At 43.0% G+C, this 15,916-nt stretch carries 16 protein-coding genes and 1 other annotated feature; of the genes, 4 read left to right on the top strand and 12 right to left on the bottom strand.

Going from position 1 to position 15,916, the window contains the following annotated elements:
• Window positions 1-86: 86 nt before the first annotated feature.
• The 8 genes from rpsA to MKX60_RS13280 all read right to left on the bottom strand — a co-directional run bounded on the left by rpsA (window position 87) and on the right by MKX60_RS13280 (window position 7,706).
• Window positions 87-1,409 carry a 30S ribosomal protein S1 gene (gene rpsA / locus MKX60_RS13315; RefSeq protein WP_256716304.1) on the bottom strand — a complete coding sequence of 441 codons (1,323 nt, stop codon included), beginning with the start codon at window positions 1,407-1,409 and terminating at the stop codon, window positions 87-89.
• Between the two features lie 175 nt (window positions 1,410-1,584).
• Window positions 1,585-2,172 carry a lysophospholipid acyltransferase family protein gene (locus MKX60_RS13310; protein ID WP_042190219.1) on the bottom strand — a complete coding sequence of 196 codons (588 nt, stop codon included), beginning with the start codon at window positions 2,170-2,172 and terminating at the stop codon, window positions 1,585-1,587.
• Window positions 2,169-2,879 (bottom strand): (d)CMP kinase, encoded by a 711-nt coding sequence (cmk, locus tag MKX60_RS13305; protein ID WP_231573321.1) that lies wholly within the window; start codon window positions 2,877-2,879, stop codon window positions 2,169-2,171. Before cmk ends, MKX60_RS13310 begins: the two co-directional genes overlap by 4 nt.
• Window positions 2,880-3,086: 207 nt before the next feature.
• Window positions 3,087-3,740, bottom strand: a complete 654-nt coding sequence (locus MKX60_RS13300; protein WP_042190221.1) for a flagellar brake protein — start codon at window positions 3,738-3,740, stop codon at window positions 3,087-3,089.
• A 129-nt stretch (window positions 3,741-3,869) separates the two neighbouring features.
• Entirely contained in the window at window positions 3,870-5,228 is a 1,359-nt protein-coding gene (ypeB, locus tag MKX60_RS13295; RefSeq protein WP_341060071.1) for a germination protein YpeB, read from the bottom strand.
• Window positions 5,229-5,588: 360 nt separating this feature from the next.
• Entirely contained in the window at window positions 5,589-6,284 is a 696-nt protein-coding gene (gene prsW / locus MKX60_RS13290; RefSeq protein WP_042129603.1) for a glutamic-type intramembrane protease PrsW, read from the bottom strand.
• A gap of 148 nt (window positions 6,285-6,432) precedes the next feature.
• Entirely contained in the window at window positions 6,433-7,047 is a 615-nt protein-coding gene (locus MKX60_RS13285) for a genetic competence negative regulator (RefSeq protein ID WP_042190227.1), read from the bottom strand.
• Between the two features lie 263 nt (window positions 7,048-7,310).
• Window positions 7,311-7,706 carry a hypothetical protein gene (locus MKX60_RS13280; RefSeq protein WP_042190229.1) on the bottom strand — a complete coding sequence of 132 codons (396 nt, stop codon included), beginning with the start codon at window positions 7,704-7,706 and terminating at the stop codon, window positions 7,311-7,313.
• 85 nt (window positions 7,707-7,791) lie between these two features.
• On the opposite strand from MKX60_RS13280, the gene MKX60_RS13275 reads away from it, so the two are divergent.
• Window positions 7,792-8,700: a polysaccharide deacetylase family protein gene (locus MKX60_RS13275; protein ID WP_445670751.1), complete on the top strand. Its 909-nt coding sequence runs from the start codon at window positions 7,792-7,794 to the stop codon at window positions 8,698-8,700.
• 98 nt (window positions 8,701-8,798) lie between these two features.
• Here the strand turns inward: MKX60_RS13275 and MKX60_RS13270 are convergent, their stop codons facing one another.
• The 3 genes from MKX60_RS13270 to MKX60_RS13260 are packed head-to-tail and all read right to left on the bottom strand — an operon-like array spanning window position 8,799 to window position 10,596.
• Entirely contained in the window at window positions 8,799-9,644 is an 846-nt protein-coding gene (locus MKX60_RS13270) for a metallophosphoesterase (RefSeq protein ID WP_076299569.1), read from the bottom strand.
• The gene (locus MKX60_RS13265) at window positions 9,638-10,006 is read right to left on the bottom strand and encodes a hypothetical protein (protein WP_076299568.1); all 369 of its coding nucleotides are present in this window, start codon (window positions 10,004-10,006) and stop codon (window positions 9,638-9,640) included. The genes MKX60_RS13270 and MKX60_RS13265 overlap by 7 nt, the downstream gene beginning before the upstream one ends.
• Window positions 10,003-10,596: a CPBP family intramembrane glutamic endopeptidase gene (locus tag MKX60_RS13260; protein ID WP_042190233.1), complete on the bottom strand. Its 594-nt coding sequence runs from the start codon at window positions 10,594-10,596 to the stop codon at window positions 10,003-10,005. Before MKX60_RS13260 ends, MKX60_RS13265 begins: the two co-directional genes overlap by 4 nt.
• 115 nt (window positions 10,597-10,711) lie before the next feature.
• Here MKX60_RS13260 and MKX60_RS13255 point away from each other — a divergent pair, with 115 nt between their 5' ends.
• Both MKX60_RS13255 and serA read left to right on the top strand, forming a co-directional pair.
• Entirely contained in the window at window positions 10,712-11,623 is a 912-nt protein-coding gene (locus MKX60_RS13255) for a hypothetical protein (RefSeq protein WP_042190235.1), read from the top strand.
• Window positions 11,624-11,733: 110 nt separating this feature from the next.
• Window positions 11,734-11,964, top strand: a binding site (T-box leader).
• Window positions 11,965-12,210: 246 nt separating this feature from the next.
• On the top strand, window positions 12,211-13,803 hold the full coding sequence (serA, locus tag MKX60_RS13250; RefSeq protein WP_076284555.1) for a phosphoglycerate dehydrogenase: 1,593 nt from the start codon (window positions 12,211-12,213) through the stop codon (window positions 13,801-13,803).
• A 72-nt stretch (window positions 13,804-13,875) separates the two neighbouring features.
• Here serA and MKX60_RS13245 read toward each other — a convergent pair whose 3' ends face one another.
• Window positions 13,876-14,709 (bottom strand): SDR family NAD(P)-dependent oxidoreductase, encoded by an 834-nt coding sequence (locus MKX60_RS13245; protein WP_341060309.1) that lies wholly within the window; start codon window positions 14,707-14,709, stop codon window positions 13,876-13,878.
• 173 nt (window positions 14,710-14,882) lie between these two features.
• On the opposite strand from MKX60_RS13245, the gene MKX60_RS13240 reads away from it, so the two are divergent.
• Window positions 14,883-15,839 (top strand): helix-turn-helix transcriptional regulator, encoded by a 957-nt coding sequence (locus tag MKX60_RS13240; RefSeq protein ID WP_341060070.1) that lies wholly within the window; start codon window positions 14,883-14,885, stop codon window positions 15,837-15,839.
• The last annotated feature ends 77 nt before the right edge of the window (window positions 15,840-15,916 follow it).

The raw sequence follows: 15,916 nt of genomic DNA, 5'->3' as shown, positions 1-15,916 counted from the left end.
TCTTTCTGTCACTGGAAAAAGAGAATCGGCGAACCCCCGTATCGAGGGCTCGCCGATTACTTTACCCGTATATTCAAAAAGCAGGATTAGTTATTACCTTTGAATTTGTCCAACTTGTCTCCAAAACGTTCAGCAAGCGTAAAGCTAAGGCCTTCGTTGCTTAGAGAAACGTTAGGGTTATTCAATACTTCTTTAGGAGCTCTGTCTCTGCTGTTGCTGCGTTCAGGTCTAGCAGTAGGTGCTGGAGCTTCTTCAGTTTCTTTGATGCTCAGGCTAACACGTTTCTCGGATGGATTGAAGTCCAGTACTTTCACTTGTACTTCTTGTCCTTCTTTCAATACTTCGTGTGGAGTAGCAATGTGTTTGTGGGAGATTTGTGAAATGTGCACAAGACCTTCCACACCTGGAAGCAATTCAACGAATGCTCCGAAGTTCACAAGACGTTTTACAACGCCTGTTACAACATCACCGATGTTGATTTCGCCAGCAGCAGAGTCCCAAGGACCTGGAGCAGCAGCTTTAATGCTCAGGCTGATTTTTCCTTTTTCAGGATCAACCTTAAGTACTTTAACACGTACTTTATCACCTTCAGAAACTACATCAGAAGGCTTCTCTACGTGATTCCAAGCGATTTCGGATACGTGTACAAGACCGTCAACTCCGCCAACATCAACAAATGCGCCGAATTGGGTCAGACGTTGTACAGTACCTTCAATGATTTGACCTTCAGACAGTTCAGCCATAATTTTAAGCTTATTAGCTTCGAACTCTTCTTCAAGAACTTCTTTAGCGGACAGGATTACTTTGCTGTTCTCACGGTCAAGTTCTTTCACTTTAACGCGAAGGGTACGGCCTTTGTAATCGCTGAAATCTTCAACGAAGTGACGCTCAACCATGGAAGCTGGGATAAATCCACGTGCTCCAACATCAGCTACTAGACCGCCTTTAACAACGTCAGCCACAGTAACTTCGAAAGCTTCTTGGGAAGCAAAGTACTTCTCAAGATCTTCCCATGATTTTTCGCTATCAACAGCACGTTTGGAAAGAACAAGGCTTTCCTTGTTGTCGTTGATGCTAACAACTTTACATTCTACTTCCTGTCCAACTTCTACTGCTGCAGCAGCGTTGTCCAGTTGTACTGCGGACAATTCGCGAATCGGAATCACACCGTCGTATTTATATCCAATGCTTACATAAGCTTGGTTATCTTCAATTTTGACGATTGTTCCTTTCACGGTATCGCCTTTTTTCAGAGAAATGATTTCCAAGTCAGCTTGGTTAGTCACTTCTTCTTCGTTAACGGCAGCAACTTCTTCTACAGCTCCGTTATTTTCTGTCACAGCGGATTCCACCGCTTCTACGGTTTCATTGCTCTCCGTAGTTTCCTGATTTTTAATTTCTTCAGACATGTGATTAGCCTCCTCGATTCAAAACCCCATTTATTTAAACCTGCGTATAGCAGAGTTCAAAACAAGCATTGCTTGGTATTACAAATTACACTTGAAGATAGTATGTTCCAAAAAATAGCGACTATGCCGTTATTTAATCATAGCACAGGACGAAATTTGTGATTCCGTTTATCCCTTAACCAACAGTTGGTATACCCGACTTCTTCATCTCATTGATGCGTTCCATAATGACATCGGTAACAGCCTCGAGAGATTCACTTCCTGCACCGGCAAATTGACTGAGATCTATAGGAGCCCCATAGACTACAACCATCCGTCGAAAGGGTTTGTACTCACCGACAATAGCGGCTGGAACAACTGCAGCACCGCTTCGAAGTGCAAAGCTTGCAGCACCTTTCTTGGCAACTCCGGCGTCAGAGTTACGCGTACCCTCCGGGAAGATACCCATGACATTACCACCACGAAGTGTGTTAAGGGCCGTTTTAATGGATTCTTTGCTTACACCACCACGTTTGACCGGAAAAGCACCCAATTTGTTAATGAGCCAGCCAAGCACAGGAACCTCAAAAAGTTCTGCCTTAGCCATATACTTTACTTGACGGTCTAACTTAATCCCGATAGTCATCGGATCCAGCAAACTAATATGGTTGGCACAGAGCAGCACCCCGCCCTCCTTTGGCACATTCTCTTCCCCCACAATCTTAAGCGGGAAAACAATTGCGTAAATCAAGCGAAGCAATCCTCGGCAAAATACATAAATCATAAATGATTTCTCTCCCCGTCAACATGAGATCTACAATGGGATACAATGGCCTCCACGACTTGATCGATATCCATAAAGGTCGTGTCGAGAAGAATCGCATCTTCCGCACGTCGCAGCGGTGAAATCTCCCGTCCTTCATCCAGACGATCCCGCTGTGCAATATCATGTTCAAGCTGCTGAAGCGTCACCGATTCCGCGTCTCTCAATTCCTTATAACGACGGAGAGCTCTTTCTTCCACACTTGCCGTCATAAAAATCTTTACTTCGGCATCGGGCAGCACGGTCGTACCGATATCGCGGCCATCCATTACAACGCCTTTGCGAAGCGCCATCTGACGCTGCAAATGACTCAGTCTGGACCTTACACCTTCGATTTTCGAATACTGCGACACAAGGCCGCTAACCTGAAGACTCCGAATATGCGGCGTTACGTCTTCCCCATTAATCAGCACCTTCTGGATGTCTTTTTCCGGAATAAGCTCAATAACCATATCGTGAACTTTTTGGTTCACTTGATTCTGATCTTCCGGTTCTATGCCTTCTCGGATCATATACCAGGTGATTGCCCGGTACATTGCGCCTGTATCGACATAAATATAAGACAACTTCTGGGCTACCAATCGGGCTACAGTACTCTTGCCTGCCCCGGCAGGTCCGTCGATGGCGACGTTAATTCTGTCGTAAGTATGTGTACCCTGCCTATCCAACGGGGCATTCCTCCTCAAACACTCTTTCATAAGAAAAGCATCTAGCGATGTCAAGTTCGTTCCTGCAATATCAAGGAGCACATACAAATGGATATGCTTGATGATATTATCAAGAAAAAAGCAGGCATTGCCTGCGACTTATAAAATTATACCACAGTTTATACTTCAGTGCAAAATCAGAACACTTAATAGAGCTAAGAAAAATGCCTATCGGTTGCGGAAATCAAACTGTCGTTCAAAGCAGTAACGTATTATTTTCTGACGCTCATTATCCGTAATAGCCACAAATTTCAGCATGGCCAATTGGCGCCCGTTTTCAAGCTTTTTAATCCGAACCACTTCACCTTCAAAGTCCACATGCTCAATACTACCATTTCGATAAGGCACTAGAACCCAGCAGGATAATTTCGCTCCCACCTCGAGCTTCACTTGGTGATCCACCAAGAAAGACGTTCCTCCGCCGCCGATATCATCTGTACGTACAAGGAATCTTTTGCCAAAGCTATCCTTCACAGCTAATTCAAGATCTGCATTCACCCGAAAAAAGCTTCGCCTCTGAATTTTGAAAATCGAATCCGCCTCTGGTTTTTGTATCCGGACCATACGAATTACATCTTCTTTAAACCCGAGAACATGAGTATTAAAGTAATTTTTAATGCCACCCTCAGTAATAAAATAAACCGAAAGCTCGTCCCCCATAAAAAGTCGTTTCAGACGACCGTCACTCTCCTGCATAGGAATTTCAATCAGGAATGCGTCGTCCTCTGTCTCTGCAATTCTCGATCTATATTCAACTTCTGCTTCAGCAGCGTCACTGGAAGCAACCTGTATGTATAGATATTCATTAATTTTAGGATACAAAGATGTCACCGCCAAATCAGTATAGTTAACAATGATTATAGCATGGGAATATCACCCAATGAGATAAATATTATTTGAATTTCAAAAATAAAGAAGGGCCCATCCAAATAATGGATGAGCCCTGTTTTTTCACTTTTGTTCTACTCCTGAAGAAGGCCTGATTTCTTCCACGGACTCTTCAATGCCGTCGTCCGCATTAAGATAAATACGATACTGAGTACCATTTACCTCTCCGCCAAATTCGTAAGTCAAGACTTCTACGGAGTCATCATTTTTAATCCACGCCATGCGATGGTAATTCTCATTGAAATCCGAATTCAGAAATTTCTTCGCTTCCGCCAGAGTCAGCTTTGGCTTTGGAATTTTACGATTGTCCTTATGCTCATTGACATATTCGCTAGCCTCAAATCCAACCGCTGTCCCAGTATCAAGTCCAATGCGGATCGTCATTTTCTCAGGATAAATCAAGATATCATTTTGGCTCGTTACAAAGGTTAAATTCCCGATATTATCATAACGGTCAGCATTAACCGCAGTCATATGAGGATATCCTTTTTTCTTAAGAAACTGCTCCGCCTTGGTAACTGCTTCTTCTAGGGTCACCTTAGCAGGTCCTATCTCACGGTTATCGTAATAAGAGATCAGTAAACCACCATTTTTGGTGAAATCCATACTGATAATCTGCTTATTATTCGAACCACTGACTGTAGCCGTATAAGAAGGCCACTTCGTATTTTTTCCGTTTTCTTTAACGTCTACCTTAGCATTTGAGCCTGCATTAGCAAACTTAATGGCTTTACGTTTGATATCTTCAACTGAAACAGGGGTACCTCCGAGCATTTTTACAGAGCGTTTATCGTAAATGCTTGCAACTGAAGGACCCCAATCCAGGTCAGGGTAACCTTCGACACGTTTGTCCACCGACTTAAAGCCGTCAATAATCGAATTATCTTCTGCCTTATTCTCTGTAGCCAATGCGGTTTCAACATCCATCCAGCGCAAACGGCTACCAATCACTTTATTCTGAACATCTTGCAAATCTTTTGAGATTTCTCCAGAGCTCTTATACAATGCTTTTAAATTGCTCAATTCACCATCTGTCAAAGGCTTCTTAGCGAAATCACGAATCCCAGCTTTATAAGAAAAGTTTGAGATTTTAGACAGAAACTCCTCCGTTTTGCTAAATGGCAGTAATGTGAGTGGCAACTGATTAATTTCATTTTGCGCCTCACTGGTCATCCGCCACACATTAACAAGTCCTTTGCGGTGCATCCCGTTAGAAGCGGAGTTAACAGCTAGTGTGTTTCCCAGCTCTCCATGAAGACGCTCCACGTGGTAAGACAAATCATGAAAGGCACGCTGATATTGGTTCTCCGCCTTAATTAGGATCGCATTCTTCTCCTGATTCTCCTGATAACCCCACACGAGCGCTCCAATTAACAGCAGCGCAGTCAGCGGGAACATTACAGCACTTAATCTTTTGTACATAGGGCTACAAGACTCCTTTCGATAGCTTATTGGCGTTAGTTTGACAATAAACTAGGAGTCTTATGCACCCTTCTGTAACACAATATGACTAAAGTGTTTGAATAGAGGGATTTCACTCCAAATTTGCATAGCATAGCGCTTATGCTCTCTCTTCGATTTCAAAGCCACTGCTATTACTGCAAAGGCATTGCTTAAAGCCGGTTTGAATCACACCCTGCTCTTTTATCCCTCTTAATATGTAGGTCTCACCGCATTGTTTGCAAAGTATACGGACTTTTATACGCAAAAAAAGACACCTCTCTCCTCTCTGGAATCTCCCGCTAAGGAACAATCCTTTGAATATAAGTGTGTCCATCTCGATTATAGGTTAACCTCTTCTTCTCGTTTCAGAAAGCGGAAAGGGGACCGGCTATTCGCCCTATCCACTTTCCCCATCCCTCCGTACCATAGAATAGCCATCAGAGGAACAATAAACCATATCCAGTAGTTAGCTGTCGTACTCAAAATAAAGTCATAAATCCCATGCCACAACCATGGCAGCAAGATAGAGATTAACAGAATCCCTTTTGTTTTAGCTCCCTTTGAGAACTTGGCTCTCCCTAAATGATAGCCCATGATTACACCAAACATAGCGTGTCCAGAAACCGGAAGCAGTGCTCTCAGGAACATGGAACCGATTGATGCATTGCTATACCAAGCGTACATTATATTTTCTATTGTTGCGAAGCCGAGCGAAATCGCTACGGCGTATAGTATCCCATCATATGGCTCGTCAAATTCGGTGTGATTGTAAATCATATGGTAAAGCACAAACCATTTTAGACATTCTTCCACGCCAGCGGATATGAGAAACGACTCCACATAAGGACCGCCATTCAGTCCCAGCATTAGTCCTCTCTGAATGATCATAACAGGGAATACAATCAGAAGGCCTAGCAGGAACACCTTAATAACGATATGAAGCGGTTCTTGATCATACTTATCTTTCAAATAAAAAAAGGTCAGCAGAGCAAGTCCCGGCGCTACTGCCGACGAAATAACCGATAACACGAGCACCGAATAACCTCCCTATATCCCTAGCGCCTTATTCTGCTGATTACAGCAAGGCAGATAACAGCTTTAATTCAAGAATGACCGCCATACCATCAAGAACAAGAATAGGGCTTATCAGCTAAAATGATGCTTATCAGCCCTATCATGCTATTTAATCCTGACGCTTAAAATGAGTGCACAATAACTGGACTGCATTCTCCGGCATTACTGTCTTCCCGTATTCATCGAGGACAGCTTCAGTAACCGGTGAGGAATCTCCAAATTCAGCTAGTACGCCAACAAGACCTGACAACGCTGTTTCTTCAAATTCCTTAGGATCGAAGTACAGATACCATTTATTGTTATAAGAATACAGTTTCCCCTGGGAAGTAATATTACCAATGAGCACATGGGCCGCTTCAACAAGAACCTCGAAATCGCGGAATGCATATACAATGGAGTCGCTTTGTTCAAGAGTAACTTCCATTTCGTAAATCTCTTCTGGCAATTCTTCTTCCCCGGACGCACCGTACTGATGGTGATCATATTTTCCTCGGGTCACTATAACGACCATGCCTTGGGCGGGCAATGCGAAAACTTCTACGGCAAGCGGACCGGTAGCATCAAAACCTAGTTCACTATATGCTTGGTCCATCATCTCCGTAAACAGGTCATGAACCTTGGGAACTTCCTGCCACATGTCTTCCTTCTGGATGCCCCGCTCGCTCAGGTCGTCAAAAGTGAGGAAAATCCGTATCTTATCTTGACTTAATCGCTCTATTCTCATGACAGGATCCTCCTTTTGCAAGCTCATTTATTATAATGTATGATGAGTCCCGAGTAATGAGCCAAAAATGGTTACTATGTATGTATGTTATCATTTTGCAGAGATAAATGCACGAAAATAAATATATAAAATCCTCTTAAAGCATTGCCACTACTGAAGAGCTTATTCTAATTCATAAACCATTTTCAAGCCCTTGAATATAAAAAAGAATCATTCTGCGGAATATTTCATCCTCAAAATGATTCTGAAGGAGTCCTTTACGGTTACAATCCCGGTATGGCAGTATGCGTTTCTTTAAGAATTTGCTCCACTTCGCTCTTCACTTCAGGATTGTTGCGAATGAAATCCTTCAGTAATTTGAGATTGGATTCTTTTGATTTTGCCGGTGATTCCGTTTTATGCTCAGAGGTTCCGCTGTTCGAACCATTACTTTGAGCATTGCTGCTTGTATTACTGCTTGCATTGCTGCTTGAAGCAGCAGTGTTTCCAAACCCTGTCGTAGCCATACCAATTATTTTTTCTTTTGCTTTATCTGCTGCTCCACTCATGGAACCGCCCGATTGCCCCAGCGAAGACATTAGAGAATTCCGCTTTTTGGACATAATCATACTGGCTGCGACGCCCATCAGCACCCCACATAAAAATGACGAAGTATTCATATTTCCAGCCTCCTTGTATGGTAAAATCATGTTTAGTGTTCGCGGAAAGATTGCCGCTCATGCAACCTAATAAGAAGAAAGCGAGTTGAAAAAAGTGGGTAAAATGACATCAGTGCTCCTACTGGCTACCTTACTGCTGACAGCCTGTGGCAACAGCGGTGCGAATGGAAAGACAGCCGAGGATACAAACACCACAAACAATACGCCTACGGCGGCAGCTACACAGAGCGCAGAAACTACAGCGCCTTCCCCTGAAGTTACAGCCAGCCCTACCCCTGAAGCGTCAGCAGATGGAGGAACTACAGGTAGTAATAATACAGCCAGTAAGGATGAAGCCTCCGCTGAAATTCCACTGCTGTACCATATGAACAAAAATTACGACATCGTCCCAAATGAGGAAACTACAAATAAAAAAGTCGTGTTACTCACTTTTGATGACGGTCCCAAAGATGCGGAAATGATTAATCCGTTAATGGATGTTCTGGACAAACATCAGGCCAAAGCGATCTTCTTCGTGAATGGATACCGCGTTAAAGCGCATCCCGAGCTTCTAGAGTTAATTCATAACCGCGGAGGGATTATCGGCAACCATAGCTGGGATCATATTGTGTTGAAGGACAAGTCTTACACTGAGGTCAAAAAGCAAATCGAAGACGTTCAAAATGCGGTCAAGGAGATTATTGGTGAAGCCCCTCAGTTTTTCCGTCCCCCACATGGTGCTGGCGGAGATGTAGGGAAGAAGATTTCCGCTGAGAATGGGATGTTGTATATGACCTGGTCCAATGGATCACTGGACTGGGAAATGAAAGAGAAAGAAACCGGAAAAACAGATAAGTTAATCAAAAATGTGACGGATCAATTGCATTCTGGCAGTAATATTCTGATGCATGAGCTACCTTGGACAGTTGAAGCGTTGGATAAACTGCTTACTACTCTTGAAGGCAAGGGTTATAGCTTTGTAGATCCTCGCAGTATTGAGCTTAAGATGCGCTAATTCCTAATTAGGATAAATAAAAACAGGTAATCCCCTTGATGGAAAGGAGATTACCTGTTTTTTTTGTCCACCCGTTCAATCGGTACAAAGACAATTTTCTAATGTTTTTCTTTACGGAGCGTTAGCACGTGCATCTCAGCAGGACTTCCCCAGCGGATCGGCAAGTGAGAGGTTCCAAACCCTCTGCTAATCAGCAGCTTCGCATCCCTTCCTGTCCCATCTCTTCTGGGCCATTGAAACATTCCCGCATCATATTTATGATAGAAATTTTCCACATGTCTTTGACCCAAAAAAGGAAGAATGACCTGCCCTCCATGCGTGTGGCCTGCTAATATCAGATCCGCTGGCACACTTTGACGTTTGGACAACCAGAGCGGATCGTGAACAAGAATGATACGACAAGTGTTATTTATTGAAGAAGCACGTGACGTTAATTCAGGTAATGGACGATAAGAAGTGTTACCACCCTTTTTCGGAAAATCCACTCCCGTTAACCAAAGAGAAGCTCCCTCACGTTCAATACGCACATTCTCATCCATTAACAGCTTTGCACCACTGCCCCGGATAATCTGATCAATTAGTGAAATATCAGCTCGATAATCATGATTTCCATGTACTACATAGGTAGGAGCAATAGAAGTCACTAAAGTCATATTATCAGTCAGTCGATCCAGAGGACTGTTTTTTTCCGTTAGATCACCGCCTAATAAAACAGCACCCACCTTTCCCTTTAACGGAGTCAGCAGTGCTGTTGGAAGGCGGCGGCGATGGATATCAGTTATAAATAAGAGACGAAATCCATCAAACTCATCTGGGAGCGACTTCAAAATTATTTCCTCGGTAATAATTCTGCTTCTAAAGGCGTTACTCACCATAATCACTGCAATGATTAGCGCAATCAAAAGCACAACCACAACCAATCCCCAAATCCAAAAAATCACCATAAAGTACTCAAAGGCGGCGCCCCTTCGATTCCCCACCAGAGGAGCGCTACCAGCAATATTACAAAAATGAAAATCAGAGAGTTAACAAACATTTTACTAAGCCGAACACGTTCTGATGAATACGTATTCGAACGTGATGGAACAGATTCTTCCTGCTCTTTGTTTCCAGCGCTAGATCCCTTCGCAGAAGCTGCCGGACGGCGCGCTTTCCTTGATAAAGTTGCCGTTGTTGTCCGGGAATGATTGCTCTTTCTAGGAGCCCCCTCCGATCGCGGATTCGTTTTTTTACTTTTGCCAGAAGTTTTGCCTTCGCCACTGCGCTTTTTCTGACGAGACTTCAACCGGCTCAATTCCTCACTCATGATTCCCTCCTGTAGCGGATCACCAGACCAGAGAAAAGGTCGATGAAGAAATGACATAGTATAGGTGCCCATAGGCTTCCTGATTGAATGTATATATATCCAAGACCATAGCTGCTTAAGAACACCCATCCGGTAGGTACAAAGTGGCGCAAATAGCGAACATGAATAAGAGCAAACAAAATACTCGTCCAATAAGGACCAATGGAATACTGAATGGCTCCTCTGAACAGAAGCTCTTCACAGATCGATACCATAGCTGCAATTACAACAATGTGCCATACGGGCCGATTTCGAAATAAAAGGTCGTTTATTCCCCCGTCATCCATACTTTCTTCAGGTACAATATGAGTCAATAAATAATCAACTACCAGCATTACAGCAGCAAGTCCAAGACCCCATGCCACAAAATGTACGTTTTCTGGAAAAATTAATAGCTGAAAAGGATTTCTTTTCTGAAATAATATCCATATCAAACCGATAATTAATGTAAGCCCCTGAGTAATGTAGAGATTGAGGAGCAGAAGACGGTCTGTTAACTGACCTGGCTCTACTTTTTTTATCTTAATCTCGCCAAATTTGAATTTTTTCATCGTGACCTGCCTGTTCTTTAATTTTTTGGGGCAGCTCCGAAAGAGAAACCGTCCATAATGTTGCTATCAATACATAATACATAGGATAATTCCCCCAGAAAAAGGAGCACTTATTATGAGCCAACGTAACTCCCGTACACAAATGTTGTACACTCTATTTTTTTTGTTTTTCCTTATTTGCGCCTTCGCCGCATTTTTCACAGGCGTCAAGGTTGGCGCAGACAAAACGGAAGCTAAATATGAGCAACAAAAGAGCAGTAATGGATATGGATTAGAAGAATTCACGGGCTCTTACCAACAGAAGGATCTTGTTACTTTCTATCATAACGTATTTTTGCCTTATCGGGAATTCAAGCAGAATTGGAACACACAAGTGGACAAGTTGGCACGCAGTACAGATGCCCGTGTAAATGCAGCAGCTATGAAGAATCTTAGCCTTCTAGCAGATAAACAATATGAAAGAGTTAACCAGGACTCTATCTTTTCCGACTCTCCCTTATTACATCAATCACAGCTAAACATACTCAAAAGCTTAACTTTATTCTCAAAAGCTTCTGGTGAAATAAGTGCAAGTGCATCTGGTGCAGAGACGGCAAAATTGCTGAAAAATGATCCTTATACTGCCGGTGCGGTTAAATTCGGATTGCTCGCACAAAAGAACTTTTATGATTCTATGCTAAAGTGGGGCTCTAAGACAAACCAGAAAATCCCTTCTGTTGCTGGTGAGCTAAAGACCATGTCCTTTATCCAGTGGAAAAAAATGCCTCTCCTTCAAAAGAACGCATCCATCGCTGATATGATGTTAAATCGCGGAATTTTTGCAGCCTACGATCCTCAGGACATTACTGCAAAAATAGACGATTTGATACATTCTGGTACAGCCAGTTCATTGAATCTTACGGATGTTCAGTCCTCAGTAACCCTGCTTATTTCCACAGGTGCTATACAGGTAGAGGATTTTATGAAGTGGCGAGAGCAGTACTATAGCAAGGAGACGATTCCACAGCTCCCGTTTTTTTATGAATAGAACCAGTCATTGAATCATAACGAAAAATGAAGTTCACTTCAAGAAAGCTTACTTTCAAAGCCTATTGACACATCTACATTACCGTGTTACATTATGAAAAAATTAATCAATCAAAAACGATGATGGAACAAAGATTCTGGAAGTCTTCAGAGAGCCGGTGGTTGGTGCAAACCGGTGACAAACAGATGTCTTTAGCGCTCCTGAGATATTGTATCGAACCTTAAAGTAGGTGCAATCGGATCAACTCCGTTACCAGTGTGGCCTTTGCAGGCCAATGAGACTGCTTCTTCCAAGTTGCAGTGAATTAGGGTGGTACCACGAAGATAACTCTCGTCCCTTACTACGGCAGTAGTATGGGGGTCGGGAGTTTTTTTAATTTCTAAATACCTAATCTATACTATCCTTTTGCCCAAAGTTACCGATTCCGCGGCATTTCTGCACGCAGCTTCTTTTATGCGACACCGCGTTGATCTACTATTATCACATGTTTTTTCTCTACTAGTTCGTGAATCTTCAGGTATTGTGGATTGCCCAAAAAGGCGTCCTCGACATATAAAGCTTTTCAACTTTAAGGGGGATAAGAAACCATGTTTAAAGTATTAGTATCGGATCCAATCAGTGATTTGGGCATTCAGCAATTGATGGACGCAGAAGATGTAGTTGTTGACAAAAAAACAGGACTCAGCGAAGACGAACTCATTGCAATTATCGGTGAATACGATGGCCTCCTTGTCCGCAGTCAAACTACTGTAACAGACAAAATCATCGAAGCAGGAAAAAATCTAAAAGTAATTGGTCGTGCAGGTGTTGGTGTAGATAATATCAAACTGGATGCTGCAACAAAGCGTGGTATTGTTGTAATCAATGCTCCTGATGGAAATACAATTACGACTTGTGAGCATGCTTTCGCAATGATGATGGCTCTGGCCCGTCATATTCCACAAGCTTATGCAAAAACAATCGGTGGAACCTGGGATAGAAAAACATTCGTAGGTGTAGAGCTTCGTGGCAAAACTTTAGGTGTACTCGGAATGGGCAGAATCGGTAGCGAAGTGGCTAAACGTGCTAAAGCTTTCGGTATGGAAATTCTTGCTTTTGATCCTTTCCTAACAGCTGAACGTGCTGAAAAGATGGAAGTTAAATTGGCTTCCGTAGACGATGTTGTTCGCGGAGCAGACTTCATTACTGTGCACACTCCACTTACTCCGGAAACACGCCATATGATTTCTCGCCCACAATTCGAAGTGATGAAAAAGGGAATGCGCATCATCAACTGTGCACGTGGTGGTGTAATTGATGAAATGGCATTAGTAGAAGCTATAGATAGCGGTATTGTTGCTGGCGCTGCGTTCGACGTATTCGAGAAAGAGCCGCCGCAAGCAGATCATCCTTTCCTGTCTCATCCAAAAATCATCGTGACTCCTCACCTTGGCGCTTCTACGATTGAAGCTCAAGAAAATGTGGCGATCGATGTTTCGGAGCAAGTGTTGCATATTCTGCGTAATGAACCGTTCATTAACGCGGTCAACATTCCTCCAGTGGCTCCAAGTGTAATGAATAAGCTTCAACCTTACTTCACGCTTGGGGAAAAACTGGGCAGCTTTGTTACCCAAATTGCAGCTGCTGCTATCCGTGAGATCCATGTTGAATACGCTGGTGATCTTTCGGATGTAGATACCCAACCACTAACCCGCTACATTGTAAAAGGTGTGCTATCCCGCCACTTTGCAGAGGACGTTAATATCGTAAACTCCATGCATTTAGCGAAAACACGCGACGTGAACGTAGTAATAACTAAAGCTTCTAAAACTAAAGGCTTTACCAACCTGATTACTGTTACTCTAAAAGCTGATCGTGACCAAGAGTATCTTGTTGCCGGCACCCTGCTGCAAGGTTACGGAGAACGGATTGTTCAAGTGAATAAGTTCCCAGTTGATATTGCTCCTGAAGGTCATCAAATCTTTGTATCCCATAACGACAAAGTAGGGATTATCGGACTCGTGGGTACATTGCTTGGTGAGAACGATGTAAACATCGCTTCCATGCAAGTGGGACGTAAAATTGTTGGGGGCGCTGCAATCATGCTGCTGACCGTTGACAAAGCCGTTCCTAAGCAAGTCCTTGTGAAACTCGCTGGTTTACCAGAAATTAACACTGCTGAAGAAATCATCCTTCTTTAATCTATAATATAGAAAGGCCATTCCAGAATGTATTGGAGTGGCCTTTCTTATATTTTACGAATCTTTTTCTTCCTATATTATGAACGAAGGGATTATCCTTCCATCAATATCTGTAAAACCATATTTTTCAGCAAGCTTTCCAACCTGCTGTGGCTCACCGGACATAGACATAACCTCTAGATCAGCGGCTAGTGCAGTCACTGCTCGACCAATATATGTCGTCGATTCACTCATGTTCAGTTCCTCAACTTCTTGCCAATGTTCCTCATCTGTATTCATGGCTTCTAGAACCGCTTCTGTTCTCATCCATCCAGGTGAAAGTGGCATAACCGCAATGCCGTCATCCTTTAACTCCTTCGACAATCCGAAAGCCATACGTAAAAGTGCATTTTTAGAAAGATCATAATAAAAGTTGCCTAAATATTTATAATGATCCCAGAAGGTTGTATGGATAATTAGACCACCAGTTTTTGCCTTGCGCATCAAGGGAATTGCGTAATAATTTGTGATCATCTGTGCTCTCACACCGGCATTAAACATATTGTCCCAATGAGCTGTAGGCAGCTCCCAAAAAGGCTTCTGCTCGATAGCTAAATCATTGCCTCCCCATACGTTGTTAACTAAGATATCGAGCCGACCTTGCTCTTCAGCGATCTGGCGGATCACTGCTTCTGTTTCTTGATCCTTCGTATGGTCACATCGTATTACCGCACCAGAACCTCCACTCTCTTTTATTTCTCTAAGTACGCTATCTATGCTCCCCTTAATATGCTCTGTGACGGATACATCTGTGGTCCTCCCTGTAATATAGACAAAAGCACCTCTTCTTGCTAGTTCTAGAGCGATCCCTCTCCCAGCACCTCTGCTGCTCCCGGTAACCAATGCGACTTTCCCTTTCAATGTCATAGCCCTCAACCCTTTCCACCTGAATTCGGATTTCAATATTCTGTGAACATTCCTTACGTTTTATAAGTATAGCCCGTATATATGACATCAACTGACATATATAATATAATCATGATTTAGAAATGATTAATGGTGATCGTCTAATCAATAATTCGAGGAGGTACAATAGCCTAATGAGAGCCGACCGTTTGTTATCAATATTACTTCTGTTGCAAAATCGTGGAAAAATGACTTCTAGAGAATTGGCCCAAACACTCGAGGTATCAGAACGAACTGTGTTTCGTGATATGGAAGCATTAAGTGCTTCAGGAATACCCATTTTAGCTGAACGTGGTCGTGAAGGAGGTTGGATGCTTACTGAAGGGTACCGAACCTCCCTAACGGGAATGAAGCCACAAGAGATTGGTTCACTGCTTCTGTCCGCTGACGCATCTATAATGAATGATCTGGGGATACAAGACGACTACTCTTCCGCTCTTCTCAAACTAGAGGCTGCATCCTCACATCGACTTAGTAACCCAGCAAATTACCTAAGCGAGCGTATTCATATTGATGGCGCCAGTTGGCATCCTTCGGATGAGACTTATCCGTTCCTTTCTGTACTGCAGAGAGCACTTTGGGAGGACCGCAAAGTAAAAATCACTTATCTCCGGAGCAACGAGACAACGGTCCGTTTCATTGAACCTCTTGGGTTAGTTGCAAAACGCGGAGTATGGTATGTCGTAGCCAAAAGCAAAGATGAACTACGGACCTTTCGTGTGTCCAGATTAGTTAACGTTGAGGAGACTCATGAGTGGTTTAAAAGACCTGATGACTTTGATTTAAAACAGTACTGGGAAGAGTCCACCACTGCCTTTAAAGCAGCACTGCCAAAGTATCAAGTAAAGCTAAGGGTTAGAACATCTATCTTAAAAGAATTACAGCGAGAAAGATTCGTCTCTGTCCAATTGATAGAGCCAACTAGCAAAGCAGAGTGGGTAAACGTAGATGCCGAATTTAATACGATCGAGTCGGCCTGCCGGATAATCCTTTCTTTTAGTCCCTCGGTTATTGTACTTTCACCGCAAGAACTTTTAGAGATGGTAAAGTCTGCTATCGCAAAAATTTCCGCTATTTATGAGGATTTTTGACACGAAATCTAAAGAACTACTCCGAAAAGAAGATTTATGTCAGTTCTTACTATAGACCAATCACCTTTAAATCCCAT

The organism is Paenibacillus sp. FSL R5-0914 (assembly GCF_038004525.1).
Taxonomy (GTDB): Bacteria; Bacillota; Bacilli; order Paenibacillales; family Paenibacillaceae; genus Paenibacillus_AQ.
This window is presented reverse-complemented; position numbering and strand designations above follow the sequence as displayed.

Bases quoted from the DNA above. Each gene is read 5' to 3' on its own strand.
- rpsA (WP_256716304.1), bottom strand. From the start codon at position 1,409: ATGTCTGAAGAAATTAAAAATCAGGAAACTACGGAGAGCAATGAAACC.
- MKX60_RS13310 (WP_042190219.1), bottom strand. From the start codon at position 2,172: ATGATTTATGTATTTTGCCGAGGATTGCTTCGCTTGATTTACGCAATT.
- ypeB (WP_341060071.1), bottom strand. From the start codon at position 5,228: ATGTACAAAAGATTAAGTGCTGTAATGTTCCCGCTGACTGCGCTGCTG.
- MKX60_RS13285 (WP_042190227.1), bottom strand. From the start codon at position 7,047: ATGAGAATAGAGCGATTAAGTCAAGATAAGATACGGATTTTCCTCACT.
- MKX60_RS13280 (WP_042190229.1), bottom strand. From the start codon at position 7,706: ATGAATACTTCGTCATTTTTATGTGGGGTGCTGATGGGCGTCGCAGCC.
- MKX60_RS13270 (WP_076299569.1), bottom strand. From the start codon at position 9,644: ATGGTGATTTTTTGGATTTGGGGATTGGTTGTGGTTGTGCTTTTGATT.
- MKX60_RS13265 (WP_076299568.1), bottom strand. From the start codon at position 10,006: ATGAGTGAGGAATTGAGCCGGTTGAAGTCTCGTCAGAAAAAGCGCAGT.
- MKX60_RS13260 (WP_042190233.1), bottom strand. From the start codon at position 10,596: ATGAAAAAATTCAAATTTGGCGAGATTAAGATAAAAAAAGTAGAGCCA.
- MKX60_RS13255 (WP_042190235.1), top strand. From the start codon at position 10,712: ATGAGCCAACGTAACTCCCGTACACAAATGTTGTACACTCTATTTTTT.
- serA (WP_076284555.1), top strand. From the start codon at position 12,211: ATGTTTAAAGTATTAGTATCGGATCCAATCAGTGATTTGGGCATTCAG.
- MKX60_RS13245 (WP_341060309.1), bottom strand. From the start codon at position 14,709: ATGACATTGAAAGGGAAAGTCGCATTGGTTACCGGGAGCAGCAGAGGT.
- MKX60_RS13240 (WP_341060070.1), top strand. From the start codon at position 14,883: ATGAGAGCCGACCGTTTGTTATCAATATTACTTCTGTTGCAAAATCGT.